The organism is Pradoshia sp. Z5_111, assembly GCF_058267535.1.
Window position 1 is genome coordinate 90,305 of the sequence record NZ_JBZCPQ010000006.1, and the last position, 13,846, is coordinate 104,150.

At 36.8% G+C, this 13,846-nt stretch carries 9 protein-coding genes and 1 other annotated feature; of the genes, 4 read left to right on the forward strand and 5 right to left on the reverse strand.

The features are described from left to right. Nucleotides 1–82: 82 nt before the first annotated feature. On the reverse strand, nt 83–2,959 hold the full coding sequence (locus AC4D4A_RS13660; RefSeq protein WP_490996408.1) for a transglycosylase domain-containing protein: 2,877 nt from the start codon (nt 2,957–2,959) through the stop codon (nt 83–85). A gap of 150 nt (nt 2,960–3,109) precedes the next feature. Next, nucleotides 3,110–3,340: a binding site (T-box leader), on the forward strand. Between the two features lie 59 nt (nt 3,341–3,399). On the opposite strand from AC4D4A_RS13660, the gene tyrS reads away from it, so the two are divergent. After that, nucleotides 3,400–4,662, forward strand: a complete 1,263-nt coding sequence (gene tyrS / locus AC4D4A_RS13665) for a tyrosine--tRNA ligase (protein WP_490996409.1) — start codon at nt 3,400–3,402, stop codon at nt 4,660–4,662. 127 nt (nt 4,663–4,789) lie between these two features. Here the strand turns inward: tyrS and AC4D4A_RS13670 are convergent, their stop codons facing one another. Together AC4D4A_RS13670 and rpsD are read right to left on the reverse strand one after the other, a co-directional pair. Beyond that, nucleotides 4,790–5,884, reverse strand: coding sequence for a CAP domain-containing protein (locus AC4D4A_RS13670; RefSeq protein WP_490996410.1), 1,095 nt, complete (start codon nt 5,882–5,884; stop codon nt 4,790–4,792). An 836-nt stretch (nt 5,885–6,720) separates the two neighbouring features. Further along, nucleotides 6,721–7,323 carry a 30S ribosomal protein S4 gene (gene rpsD / locus AC4D4A_RS13675; RefSeq protein WP_066109019.1) on the reverse strand — a complete coding sequence of 201 codons (603 nt, stop codon included), beginning with the start codon at nt 7,321–7,323 and terminating at the stop codon, nt 6,721–6,723. Between the two features lie 418 nt (nt 7,324–7,741). On the opposite strand from rpsD, the gene AC4D4A_RS13680 reads away from it, so the two are divergent. Next, nucleotides 7,742–9,613, forward strand: coding sequence for a sensor domain-containing diguanylate cyclase (locus AC4D4A_RS13680; protein ID WP_490996532.1), 1,872 nt, complete (start codon nt 7,742–7,744; stop codon nt 9,611–9,613). Nucleotides 9,614–9,655: 42 nt separating this feature from the next. Here the strand turns inward: AC4D4A_RS13680 and AC4D4A_RS13685 are convergent, their stop codons facing one another. Further along, on the reverse strand, nt 9,656–10,135 hold the full coding sequence (locus AC4D4A_RS13685; protein WP_490996411.1) for a GAF domain-containing protein: 480 nt from the start codon (nt 10,133–10,135) through the stop codon (nt 9,656–9,658). 357 nt (nt 10,136–10,492) lie between these two features. Here AC4D4A_RS13685 and refZ point away from each other — a divergent pair, with 357 nt between their 5' ends. Beyond that, on the forward strand, nt 10,493–11,125 hold the full coding sequence (refZ, locus tag AC4D4A_RS13690) for a forespore capture DNA-binding protein RefZ (protein WP_490996412.1): 633 nt from the start codon (nt 10,493–10,495) through the stop codon (nt 11,123–11,125). Between the two features lie 15 nt (nt 11,126–11,140). Here refZ and hisJ read toward each other — a convergent pair whose 3' ends face one another. After that, a complete protein-coding gene (gene hisJ, locus AC4D4A_RS13695) occupies nt 11,141–11,947 on the reverse strand; it encodes a histidinol-phosphatase HisJ (protein WP_490996533.1) in 807 nt (268 codons plus the stop codon). Between the two features lie 201 nt (nt 11,948–12,148). On the opposite strand from hisJ, the gene ezrA reads away from it, so the two are divergent. Then, nucleotides 12,149–13,843 (forward strand): septation ring formation regulator EzrA, encoded by a 1,695-nt coding sequence (gene ezrA / locus AC4D4A_RS13700; protein WP_490996413.1) that lies wholly within the window; start codon nt 12,149–12,151, stop codon nt 13,841–13,843. Nucleotides 13,844–13,846: the final 3 nt, after the last annotated feature.

The following is a 13,846-nucleotide window of genomic DNA, read 5'->3' on the forward strand; positions in this document are numbered from 1 at the left end:
ACAAATAATAATTGATTGATAGTTTATAAAGAAAGGCTGTTCCAATAGTCGAGTGTGATAACGACCTGGAACAGCCTCTTATTTATTCCTCTGTATTTTCGTCATGCTCTTGTTCATCGGCATGATCCGGTTTTTCATCTTCTTTTGGATCTTTCTTTTCGTCTTTTTTATCTTCTGCCTGCTCTTTTTTATCTTCTTTAGGCTTAGGTTCTGGCTTAGGTTCTGGTTTAGGTTCTGGTTTATATTCGATAATAGAGGATGGAGCAGATTCATTACCGGCTATATCCACTGCGGTAATGTAATACTTCCCTTTTCCATCCGTTTTATAGCTGAGTGAATTGTCAGATTTGATACTGGCCACTTTAGCACCATTTCTATAAATACGATATCCAACTATGTCAGAGTCACCAGAAGATTTCCAGTTGATGACTTTCTCCTTTGAAGTAACTGCTGGTGCTCCAGGTACTTTCCCATTATCACTCATTTTTGAACCACTAATAGCTACGTTTTCAAAATTAGAGCCTTTTGGCGTAATCGTTGATTTATCAATAAGGTATTTTGCTCCTGTAATGTTAGAAAAGTCGGCATTGATAACAAGACTGGTTTCTGTGAATTCCTCTGGAGTAGACCCCAGTGCCACATATTTCTTGCCATTTATAAATACATATCTTTCACTTGATGTTGGCAGATTACCATTCTCAGATGAAGGAAGATACTTGGCATTGAAATAATCAGATTTTGCGAGTCCTGCATCTATGCATGTTTTGGATGCTAAGGCACCGGTCAATGTGCAATAGGATCTGGATACAATTCCACCTGGCATTTGGTGCCGCTTCGAAGGCGCAACTATGTTTGGTGCAACATCATAAGCGGAATTAATTAACTGTGCCCATAATGTTTGATTTCGCTGTGAATAACTCATACCATATGTATCCACAGATGCATTTGAATCATATCCCATCCAAACGCCAAATGTAACATTTGGATTGGTCGCGACCATCCAGGCATCATGATACTTCTGGCTTGTACCAGTTTTGCCGGCCCAGTCGGCTGAAAACTTCAATTTATTGTTTAAACCGGCTGCTGTTCCGGAACTGATGACATCTCTCATCATATCAATTGTTAAATAAGCTGTTTGCGGACTGAAGACATCTGTCTTCGTCTTTTTATGCTGATAAATAGATTTTCCGTTTGAGTCTACTATTTTTTCAATCATATAGCTATCTACGAATTGTCCGCCGTTTGCAAATGTTGCATAGGCATTCGTATTCTCTTCTACGGTTACACCTCTTGCTAAAGCACCCAAAGAGGTAGAAAGGTTTGTATAATCTTGCTTTTCTAAAGAGGTGAAGCCCATTTTTTCGAGAAATTTTACCGGGTTGCGATTTATAATTTCCGCATATTGAACCGCTGCCGGTATATTATAGGATCTCTTTAATGCTTCACGTGCAGAGGTTATACCGGTAATTCCGCCGCCAGCATAGTTTCCTGGACTCCAACCGCGAATGTTCACAGGCGCATTGACCAAAGTTTTACCTGGATAGGAAACTCCGTACTCCATTGCTGGTGCATATACAAGTAATGGCTTCATTGTTGAACCATTTGAACGTACAGCTGATGTAGCATGATTCAGCTGCTCCCGTTTAAAATCACGGCCTCCAACGAAGCTGAGTATTTTTCCGGTAGAGTTTTCAATTAGCATGGCGCCAACTTCAATTGGTTCATTCTCTATATAGGTTTCTCCTGTATCCGGATTCTTTTTCTCCACCTGTCGGGTACCCTGATAATAAGGGTAATTTTTAGTGACTTTTTGCATATTGTCATACATTTTTTTGTTGATGGTTGTATGAATTTGATAGCCGTTTTGTCGGATGGCCTGATCAGCCAGAGTATAGTATTGCTTATATAGGCCGTCGTCTTTTTCTAAATCCTTGCTTGAAAGCCCATCGTTCTTTGCCAATATTGGCATCATGATTTCAATTGCTCTTTTTTCTACTTCATATGTTAAGTATGGATACTTTTCAGTAGGATATGTCTGTTTCTTTGCAAGGTCTTTCTTAATATCATATTTTAATGCTTTCTCATATTCTTCCTTTGTAATGGCATCGTTGGTATACATTCTTTTAAGAACTGTTTTCATCCGATTAATACCTGGGGAAAGGTCCTCCTTCACTTCACCGGATTGTGTAAATGGTGTATAAAGGTATGGATTCTTTGGTAACCCCGCAATAAAGGCAGCCTGTGGCAGAGTTAAATCTTTGGCTTCTACTCCAAAAATGCCATCCGCTGCAGCCTGGACACCGGCAATATTACGGCCGGAGGAATTTCTACCAAACGGTGAGACATTCAGATAAGCTTCTAAAATCTCATCTTTTTTCATGAATTTCTCAAGGCGTAATGCCAGCAGGATTTCCTTCGCCTTACGATCAAAGGAAACCTCATTCGTTAAGATTTGTTGTTTTATTAATTGTTGCGTCAGTGTGCTTCCTCCTGATTGGACCGAGGAATTTGTCACTTCCTGAAGTAAAGCTCGAATGATGGCCTTTGGTACAACACCCTTATGCTCATAAAAGTAGGAATCTTCTGTGGAAATTAATGCTGTCTTAACGTAATCCGAAACATTTTCCAGTTTCACTGCTTTACGTTCAAGATCAGAACGCATCTTCCCCATATATACATTGCTTGCAAAATAAATCTCTGATGTTTCTTCATAACTGGACACACTTGTTTTAAGCTGTTCCTTGCTCCTGATTGGTTCGTCTTTTACCATAGATGCAAAGTAACCAGCGCCAACGCCGCCAGCAAAAGCAATCCCGATGACAGATACAATTAAGAAGATTAATAGGTTATTCCAGATAACCTGATAGGAAATACGTGCTCTTCGCTGTACAACGGGTTTGTTTACAAAGTCCCACAATGGTGCAAGCCTTTCTTTAAGTTTTATAAAAATATCTTTCATTCATTCACTCCCCCAACAAATCACATACATTATAGCATAAGCAAGTGTTTCAGGTAGGTATAGTTTCTCTATATTGGCGAAACAATACAATTATTGGGTTTGACAAACAGTTTGTTATTATGGTAAAAAAAGCATAACCAATATTATATATTTAATGCGATAACAGGATTTCAGTAGTTAGTTCGCCAATGTTTAAGAGAGCCGGTGGTTGGTGTAAACCGGTACAAGCGGAATGATGAATTACCTCCTCGAGCAGCATTCGGGAATGCTTTATGTAAAGCTGTGTAGCGAATGCCGGAACCTTTCCGTTAAAAGGATAAGCGGCGAGACAGTTATATGTTTCGCAAGTTGGGTGGTACCGCGATAGTAATCGTCCCTTCATTTAGATGAAGGGGCGTTTTTTATTTTATTTTAATCTAAACAGTAAGAGGTGGAGAAGGATGAATATTTTAGATGATTTACGTTTTAGAGGTCTCGTGAATCAATTTACAGATGAAGAGGGTTTGGAAAAATTATTACAGGAAGAAAGCGTGAAACTATATGCTGGCTTCGATCCGACTGCTGATAGCTTGCATATTGGTCACTTGTTACCTATTTTAATACTGAAACGATTCCAGTTAGCAGGACATCAGCCAATCCCATTAGTCGGCGGAGCGACAGGTATGATAGGAGACCCAAGTGGTAAAAAAGCTGAGCGTACGTTAAATACAGAGGACGTTGTTCACCAATGGACTGCACGTATTAAAGATCAGCTTTCCCGTTTCCTCGACTTCGAAACTGGTGAGAATAAAGCAATCATGGCTAATAACTATGACTGGATTGGCAACATGAACTTAATTACGTTCCTTCGGGATATTGGGAAACATTTTGGACTCAACTACATGCTTGCAAAAGATTCTGTACAATCCCGTATTGAGTCTGGTATCTCGTTTACTGAATTCAGTTACATGATCATGCAATCCCTTGATTTCCTGAAGTTATACGAAACTCAAGGCTGCCGTTTACAAATCGGTGGAAGTGATCAATGGGGAAATATTACGGCAGGTCTGGAATTAATTCGTAAAACGAAGGAAGATGCAAAAGCCTTTGGTTTAACGGTTCCACTAGTTACAAAATCAGATGGAACTAAGTTTGGTAAAACAGAAGGTGGAGCGGTTTGGTTAGATCGTGAAAAAACGTCTCCTTATGAGTTCTACCAGTTCTGGATTAATACAGATGATCGTGATGTTATTAAATACATTAAATACTTTACATTCTTAAGCAAAGAAGAGATTGAAGCACTTGAGAAAGAGGTTGCTGAAGCTCCGGAAAAACGGGCAGCTCAGAAGGCGCTTGCTGAGGAAGTAACGAAACTTGTTCATGGTGAAGAAGCTTTACAACAAGCAATCAATATTTCTAAAGCTTTATTCAGCGGTGATATTAAGCAATTATCTGTTGAAGAAATTCGCCAGGGCTTCAAGGATGTACCAAGCTTTGAAGTGGGCAGCAATGAGGAATTGCTCTTGGTAGATTTACTAGTAAATGCAAAAATTTCTCCTTCTAAACGTCAGGCACGTGAGGATATCACAAATGGTGCAATCTACATCAACGGTGAAAGAGTGACAGACCTTACTCATACAATGACAGAGGCTGATAAGCTAGCAGGACAATTCACGGTAATTCGCCGCGGTAAAAAGAAATACACGCTTATTAAGTACGCATAATAGAAAGAAGAAAGGGCTGTCTCGGTTAGGCAGCCCTTTTAATGTATATTAAGATATTTTTCTTATTGTGCTTTATTATAATGGTTGAAAGAAAATAAAAATTGAAATGGATATATAGTATTTTTACTTACTGTTTTAAAAATAACTGTGTCCAATAATGTTTCCATGAACCACCTTCTGCATACCCAATTCCGATATGGGTATAACGTGCATCGAGAATATTCGCTTTGTGCCCTGGGCTATTCATCCAACTGTTCACTACAGATGCAGGAGTAATTTGTCCAGCTGCAATATTTTCACCAAGCATAGTGAAAGAAATATTGAATTTTTTTACCATTTCTCCCGGAGACCCGTATGTAGGGCTTGTATGATTGAAATAATTGTTATCACGCATATCTTTTGATTTAACTTCGGCAACTTTCGAAAGACTATTTAAATTTTTCAAAGGTGCTATATTTACTTTTGCGCGTTCTTGGTTAACCAATCGAAGAACCTCGGTTGTATAATTAGATGCTTTAGTCTCTTTTGTACCTACTTTAATAATTTGATTAACTGCTTTTTTTGTTACTTTAGATGATAATTTTTTTGTGCTAATTAGCTTTCCATTTTTAAAGGTTTTCTTGTATATGATCGTTTGATTTCCGTTGCTTCCTTTTTGGACGACTTTCGTAGTGCCTTTTGCCAAAGTATTGTCATTTTGTTTAATTGTTTTATATTTTATTGCTGCTTTTGAAGTTGTTGTAACTGTCTTCGAATCTTTCACTTTAGATCTTAAAATCCATCCCGTTTTTCCACCGTACTTTGCTTTGGCATATTTATCGGAAGTAGTTGAATAAACAATTATTGTTGCCTCTTTGTTAATCGTTTTCAGTGTGCCGGAGCTATTTTTTGCTAGCTTTTTCAGGGTTGTTTTTTCAGTAGTGTACATTGTTTTATTTGTTACGGGAGCCTTGGATGTTAAATACTTTATTGATACCCATCCATTTTTTTTGTTAACTTTGACATATCCCCAATTACCGCTCTTTTTAGTTACAATCAATTTTGTATTTTTCTTTACGGCCGTAATAATTTTTGACGATGATGATGCTTTCTCCCTCACATTTAAATTGTCTGCAGTTACGTACATCGTTGTGGAAGCAGCCTCAACCTGATTACTATTCGTTAAAAATAGTACAGTAAAACTTAAGAAAACAGTTAAAACTCCAGCAATATATTTTTTCATCTTAGTTGTTGTATTCTTCTTTAAAATGAAGAAGCCAACAAATTCCCCTCCCCTTTGTTAGTAATAATTTACACAATTAACTACATTATCACAATTTTTGATTAGTTTGTTAATAAAATATTAATTTTTTTCTGATTTTTATTTTCATTTTCTCGCCTACTACAATCCGTATAGATTAGTATAAGTATCAGTTACTCTAATAGTTGGGATAGTCTTGAAAATGATGGAGGTAACAAACCGTTATTCTACTGTACTGTCTAATAAGTGGATGATGAATTTGATCCACAATATAGTTCTTTTATACTATATCTGAAGAAGGACGAATTTCTATTTATAGATAAAGTTAGAGGGGATTTAATTTCCGATTTTTAGTGGGTATGATGCTGACTTTTAATTTAGACGATTGAAAGGTATTCCAAAAGAAATTGATTTAACATCTAATAGTTGCAAAGAATCTAATTGCATAGAGATTATACGGGTGAAGAGAACGATTGAATATGAAAATATAGTTGTCAAGAAGATAAAGTTTTAAGAGGTTAAAATAGATATGTCTTCAGCTATATTAAGTTTTGTACACCAAAACAGACCTTGTTAGGATGAAAAACCTAGGAGCCGTTTCAGGTTTGGAGTCCCGTTTAATGGTAAATTTCTAAGGTATTGCCTGGTCTTCGTTTTTCAAAAACAAAGAGAGAATTAAATATCACCTGCTTCATAATTCCTATAAATAATATTTCGAGTCTGATTATAAGTTTAGTAATTATATTTTCCAAACAAATAAAAACCCTGGAAACAAGGTTTCCAGGGTTTTTATATACGCTATTTACAATGCGTATTAATTAACGAGAGTAGAACTCAACGATAAGAGCTTCGTTAATTTCAGCTGGTAATTCAGAACGCTCAGGTAAGCGAGTGAATGTACCTTCTAACTTGTCAGCATCGAAAGTTAGGTAGTCAGGTACGAAGTTGTTTACTTCCATAGCTTCCTTGATGATATCAAGGTTACGGGATTTTTCACGTACTCCGATAACTTGACCAGGAGCTAAACGGTAAGATGGGATGTCAACGCGACGTCCATCAACCAAGATGTGTCCGTGGTTTACAAGCTGACGAGCTTGACGACGAGTACGAGCTAAACCTAAACGGTAAACAATGTTGTCAAGGCGAGAATCAAGAAGAATCATGAAGTTTTCACCTTGTTTACCAGGCATTTTAGCAGCACGATCGAACATTGTGCGGAATTGACGTTCGTTCACACCGTACATGTGACGAAGTTTTTGTTTTTCTTGCAATTGCAAACCGTATTCGGAAAGCTTTTTGCGTTGGTTAGGACCGTGTTGTCCTGGTGCGTAAGGACGCTTTTCTAATTCTTTACCTGTACCGCTTAGGGAAATTCCTAAACGACGGGATAGTTTCCAGCTTGGACCTGTATAACGAGCCATAAGAAGACTCCTCCTTGAATGTTTTTATTTTTGTAAAATAAAAACTGATGTTTACAAGCATTACTGCCATTTCATTTTCATGTACCTTCGCCCTAGCAGCAGCGGGTTACAAGATACACCTCATGGTAGAGGAATGAAATGAACAAATAAAGATGCGAACATAAGCTGCGATATTTTACACAAAGAATATTGTATAATTTATTGTTACATAAGTCAAGGGATTCTCTTGAATGGAATCGTTACAATCTGATGCTTCCTTCAAAGGTTTAAATAAAAAATGTAATTTTATTGAAAGAAAGTAATGATTATTTTAGCATATATTGGTAAAATACAGGTATAAAGTATTATATTTTAAAAAATCAATCTAAATTTATAAAAAATACGAAATAAAATATGACAACAGGTGTTGATTAATGTGATGGTAGATAATCAATTAAATCTGAGCTGGGAAACAAAATTAAAAGGTCTATTTGTGGAATGTATGATTAAAGATGATAATGAACTCTTTTTAGGTAAATTTACAGATAAAATGGTTGACTACTTATTGGAATTGTTAAGTGTGGATGAGATTGCCTGTTATTATAATGATCCTTGGAAACAAAAGATCAATCTGGAAAAAGTGGCTTCGAAAACAGAACTCCAAAATCAGTTTGCCAGCACCATTTCCCTTGATGCTTTACTAAACTCCTCTTTGAAAGATTTGTGTATGGAAGTCTGTCTATCATTAAATGATACTTTATACCCATTGGGGATTCCTGTATATCATGAAGGAGAATTACTGGGACTATTTGTAGTTCTTTCTAAAAATAAAGAGTTGAAAAATGATAATAGAATTGATTTATATGAATTGAAGACAGTGATAGGAGAATTACTGCACAAGGCAATTGAAATTTCAGAACGAAAAAAGGAAGAGAAACGCTACAAACTATTGCAACGGATTACGACAGAGTTTCATTCCTCTATGGATATGCATTCCGTTTTGGCAGAGGTAATCGAAACCCTGCGTGAAGTATATCCGTCCTTTGTATACTATTTGCTGATGTCGCAGGACAGCGATAACACATTAAATCTTCCAATTAAAAGTTTGGAAATGGACGGGGAAAATTTATCTGCCATGCAGGCATATGTTTCTGGTCATGTTCAATTTGAGAATACAATGGAAGTGGGAAATTCTGTGTTGTATGCACCATTATTAGGCAAACAGGGTGTTTATGGGGTTTTACAAGTTATTGCACCTGAAGCAGTCATATTCCCAGATACTGAAATTGAATTCATCTCTCTTCTCGCGAATACGGCAGGCGGGGCTCTGGAAAATGCCCAACTATATGAACAATCCAAACGCTTAATTGCAGATTTACGTCTTATTAATGAAACATCGCATCGTCTGAATTCTACCTTGAGACTTAGTGAAACAGTTAGTTATATGAAGCGACAAATAAATAAATCGTTCCTCGCAGACGAAGTGGGTTTTTTTATGATTAGGAATGGACAGACAAAACTTGTGCCGGGAAGTTCACCTTTTTTCGATGAAGAGGCATCCAAGGACTACATCCAATATGTCAAAGGCAGCTTAGAACAGGATCGGGAGGCTTTATATATTGGGGACATGGATTCGGATAAAGTTGGGCAGGATGGCCATTATAAATCCCTTATGGCTTTTCCAATGATACATAGTGGAAAAATGGATGGTTTTTGCATTGTTCTTCATCGAGTACCGTATCATTTTACATTTGATATGTTTAAATTAATGCAGTCTCTTATTCATCATTCTTCAATGGCATTTGTGAACTCAATATTAAGAGAAGAGCTTGAAAAGATGGTCATAACCGATTATTTAACAGGTCTATATTCGAGAAATTATCTTGAGGGAAGAATGCTTGAATTGATAAATTCAGAAACTGAGGGAACGTTTATCTTAATCGATATAGATAATTTTAAGCTGACAAATGATACATATGGGCACCAAAAGGGAGATGAAGTCCTTATTCAGGTAGCTGATTTAATTAAAAATAGTATTAGAGACACCGATATAGGCACAAGATGGGGCGGGGAAGAATTGGCTATTTTCCTTCCGAAGGCACCGATAGAGGCTGGTAAAGCTGTTGCGGAAAGACTTGTTGAGAAAGTAAGAAAAGAAACAAATCCTCCGGTCACCATTTCTTGCGGCGTATCGTATTGGGAATCCAATCAAAAAAATAACAATACGATCAAAAAACTTTTCAAGCGGGCAGATGATGCCCTGTATACAGCTAAGCGATCAGGTAAAAATCAGGTGATTGTATCCTGTTAATACAAAAGGGCTAAGCTCATTTTTGGCTTAGCCCTTTGTTTTTTATATCGATTGGACAAGTACATCCACAAATTGTTTTAATCCATTTTCATCCTCTTTGTCAAAACGATTCTTTGACGGACTGTCTATATCAAGTACACCAATCAGACGGCCATCCTTTAGAATCGGCAAAACGATTTCTGATTGAGTGGCAGCATCACAGGCAATGTGTCCAGGGAATTGATGTACGTCCATTACCCTGATTATTTCTCTTTTTTCTGCCGCTGTTCCGCATACTCCCTTGCCTAAAGGAATTCGAATGCAGGCCGGGAGACCCTGAAATGGTCCAAGAACCAGTTGCTCCTCTTCATATAGGTAGAATCCCACCCAGTTCACGTCATCCAAAAATTGATTTAAAAGGGCAGAAGCATTGCTCAAATTGGCAATTAAATTTGTTTCCCCATCTATTAGGGCTTCCAGCTGTTTGCTGACCATTTGATAGTTTTCTGGTTTCGTTTTTTTATATTTTTCGACTTGAAACATCATCATTCTCCTTTCATTGTTACCCTCAATAGAGAATAACCTCTAACCATAGTCAGTACTGTCTTTTTTGTCGAGAAGTTATAGAAGGATAAGTCTCTAAAAAGAAGAACTACTTCATATATAAGAGAAAATCCATGTGAACGCACAGCTTGGTATGCTGGAACGGCTTTTATCCCGTTCAAATTGGCACTAAGGCTCCACCTCTATTACGGTTATGAGGAAGTTTAGCGCCGATAAGACCCCGATTGGTTCAACTAATACTCGGTGTTGGATAAAACAACTCCCTGCCGAACAAGGTTTCACGTTGTCATCTGACATTCCTCGAGAATGTTAATCATAAAGGGGGAAGATGAATATATGGATAAACTATCAAATAAAAAAGATGATATTTTTGAAGCTGCTGTCTATTTATTCTATATGAAAGGCTATTCAGCAACTTCAATCAGAGATATTGCTGGCCGTGCCGGAGGTAATTCAGCAAATATAGCTTATCACTTTCAGCATAAGCAAGGTCTCCTTGAATATTGTTTTACAGATTTCTTTGAAGGCTATATAAGCGGCATTGAAAATATCGCTGAACAACTCCCGCTCATTGGTCCAAAAGAATGTGTCTTAAAGTATACCAAATTTTGCTTGCATTATTACAGAGAAAAGTTCCTGCTAACACGTCTTGTATTAAGAGAAATATCAGTAGACTCAAGCTTAAACAGAGAAATTTACACAACCTATTTATCGAAAGAAAAATTTTATATTAATTTATTCCTTGATGCTGGTATGGATTGCGGTGAATTAAAAAAGATTAATCCATCTATGTTTGTCATGAAGCTAAAAGCATTACTGAATGAACCCTTCATTCAGGCTCAATACTTCAGTGAGGTTTGGCAAATATTTACGAACGAATTGTATTTTATAAACAAGTATCAGGTAGAGATTGAACGATTTCTTAATGACTGCTTATTTGAGAATCGTGTTTGTCCTGTCCCTATTTGACTGGATGCTGAGTGATTAATCGTTTATTAAGATTTTCGTTTTTAGTACATCTATTCCTCTCCCAAGATCTGCTGGATGGTGAGCGTCAGATCCATAACAGAGAGGGATTCCCATTTTTATGGCTGCTTGAATAAAGGGTATAGGGGGGTAAGTCTCACCGCATAAGGGTTTAAAAAGGCCGGCCGTGTTTAAATCCAATTCATACCCACGTTCTTTTATTAATGAAAGTATTGGAAGTAAATAGGATTCTAATGGGACACTGCTTGGATACTTTTTCTGAAATTTTGTAATTAGAGAAATATGACCTACCCGTTTGGGCTTAAATGTCCCTAAATCACTTATAATCGATTTTTGAAGGGTATGGTAATAAGCCTTATATAGTTGATCGACAGATTGGTATTGTTCAATTATATGACCGAATTCTTTTTCACTATAATCCAGGCAATACCACTCGTTTTGATTCTTTAAAAAGTGAACAGACAGAATCGAGTCATCCAAATAAGGGCCAATTTCATTAAGGAATTCTGTTGTTTCCTGTTCCCTGCCATCTATATAATCCACTTCTAAACCAATATTAATGGCAATCTTCGCCTTATACTTCTCTTTACAGCACCTTATTTCCTCTATATATGTGAATAACTGATCCATTTGTATAGAACTATCCCGTGTTGGAGCCGGATCTATAAATCCTTTTGGTAAAGGAGCGTGTTCGGTAAAGGTAATTTCTTCGTATCCCAGCTCTATTGCTTTTTCAATATATGCAAAAACTGGTTCATCCGCTCCGTGCGGACAATAAGGAGTATGTACATGTCCGTCCTTGATTTTCATCGAGAGAGCCTCCATTTCGACAAATATTTTAAATAAATTATATTTTCTAGACATTAAAAGAGAGCATTGAATAATTTTTTGTAGAAAAAGTAGATTTTATTAGTTAAAAATACTTTATACCATGTTATCATTAAATCATTGATATTGAACTTATTTATATATATTATCTGTCTCGTTTTGAATAGGAGGCTTCATATGGAGTATGTAATAGGGATATTGGTGATTATCTTTATTGCCTTTATTGTTGGAATATTGGCAAGGAAGAAACACTACAAAGAAATAGATAGACTTGCAGAGAAAAAAATTGACATCATGAATAGGCCGATTGCAGAAGAATTGGCTAAGGTAAAAAGCTTGAATATGACTGGGCAAACAGAGAGAATGTTTGAAAGATGGCGTAATGAATGGGATACAATCCAGACAGATCGTCTTGCTGATGTTGAGACACTGCTGTTTGATGCAGAAGAATATGCTGACAAGTACCGATTTAATAAATCAGTGCAGGTTCAAAAGAAGATTGAGCATATCATTGAAGAAATAGAAATTACACTTTCAGCCATGCTGCATGAATTAAATGAATTGGTGGGCAGTGAGGAGCAAAATAAAAGATTAGTTGAAGAGCTTCTATTAGCTTATCGTGAACAGAAGAAACGTTTATTGGCACACCGTCATTCGTTTGGTGAAGCAGCAAGTAAACTGGAAGAAGAATTTGATAAGCTTGCTCTTGATTTTGATACATTCAATAATCAAACAGAATCAGGAGATTACCTAGAGGCTAGAGAACAAGTACTGGGCATCCAGGCTAAATTGCAAAACCTGAAGGAAAAATTAGATTTGATTCCTGATTTAATTGGGCATTGCCAAATACATATACCGGGACTTTTACATGAACTTAAAATGGGATATGCGGAAATGTGTGAGCAAGGATATCCATTAAGTCATATGTTTTTTGAGAATGAAATTGAAAAAATGGAAGAGAATCTAGAAAAATATAAGGAATATATTGTTGACATAGACACCGAAGCGGCTGCAAAAGGAATCGAGGAATTAAACGAATCCATTCAATCCTATTATGATCTACTGGAAAAAGAGGTTGTAGCACGTCAGTATGTTTTATCAGTTAAGGATTCATACCAGCAAAAGCTGGATAAATCAATCGATCAGCTTGAGAGACTGGATGAAGAGACAGAATTGGTGAAACAAATCTATCAAATGCCTGAGAAGGAACTTGAGGCACGTTCAAATCTTGATAAAACGCTGATTACCTTGAAATCGAAATGGGAAATGCTTAAAGATAAGATATACGAAAGAGATACAGCTTATACGGCATTAAAAGAGGACATCGTTGAGCTTGAATCCAAATTAGATGAACTGAAAGACTTACAAAAAGAATTTGAAGAGAAATTAAATACTCTGCGTAAGGATGAATTGGAATCAAGAGAAACGATAAGGAAGTTGCATCAAAGCATGACGGAATCCTTACGAATCATCAAGGGAAGCAATTTACCGGGTCTTCCAACTTCTTATGAATTAATGGTTATACAAGCAAAAGAAAGCATTGAGGAAGTAAAAGAGAAATTGGAAGAAAAACCATTGAATATGAATGCTGTCATGCATCATCTGGATATTGCAAGTGTTGCAGTTAGCCGTGTTCAGGAGGCTACTGTTGAATTGACTGAGCAAGTGATGATGGCTGAGAAAGTTATTCAATACGGCAATCGTTATAGAAGCAAATACCCATCTGTTGCTGTTGCCCTGACTGAAGCAGAAAAGCAATTCCGCAATTATCAATACCAGGATGCTCTGGAGCATGCAGCTGAGGCAATTGAAAAAGTTGAACCGGGTTCGTTAAAAAAAATTCAAGAGTATCTTGAACATAGCAATGTATAGACC

Coding starts and splice junctions, on each gene's coding strand:
- AC4D4A_RS13660 (WP_490996408.1), bottom strand. CDS start 2,959: ATGAAAGATATTTTTATAAAACTTAAAGAAAGGCTTGCACCATTGTGG.
- tyrS (WP_490996409.1), top strand. CDS start 3,400: ATGAATATTTTAGATGATTTACGTTTTAGAGGTCTCGTGAATCAATTT.
- AC4D4A_RS13670 (WP_490996410.1), bottom strand. CDS start 5,884: ATGAAAAAATATATTGCTGGAGTTTTAACTGTTTTCTTAAGTTTTACT.
- rpsD (WP_066109019.1), bottom strand. CDS start 7,323: ATGGCTCGTTATACAGGTCCAAGCTGGAAACTATCCCGTCGTTTAGGA.
- AC4D4A_RS13680 (WP_490996532.1), top strand. CDS start 7,742: ATGGTAGATAATCAATTAAATCTGAGCTGGGAAACAAAATTAAAAGGT.
- AC4D4A_RS13685 (WP_490996411.1), bottom strand. CDS start 10,135: ATGTTTCAAGTCGAAAAATATAAAAAAACGAAACCAGAAAACTATCAA.
- refZ (WP_490996412.1), top strand. CDS start 10,493: ATGGATAAACTATCAAATAAAAAAGATGATATTTTTGAAGCTGCTGTC.
- ezrA (WP_490996413.1), top strand. CDS start 12,149: ATGGAGTATGTAATAGGGATATTGGTGATTATCTTTATTGCCTTTATT.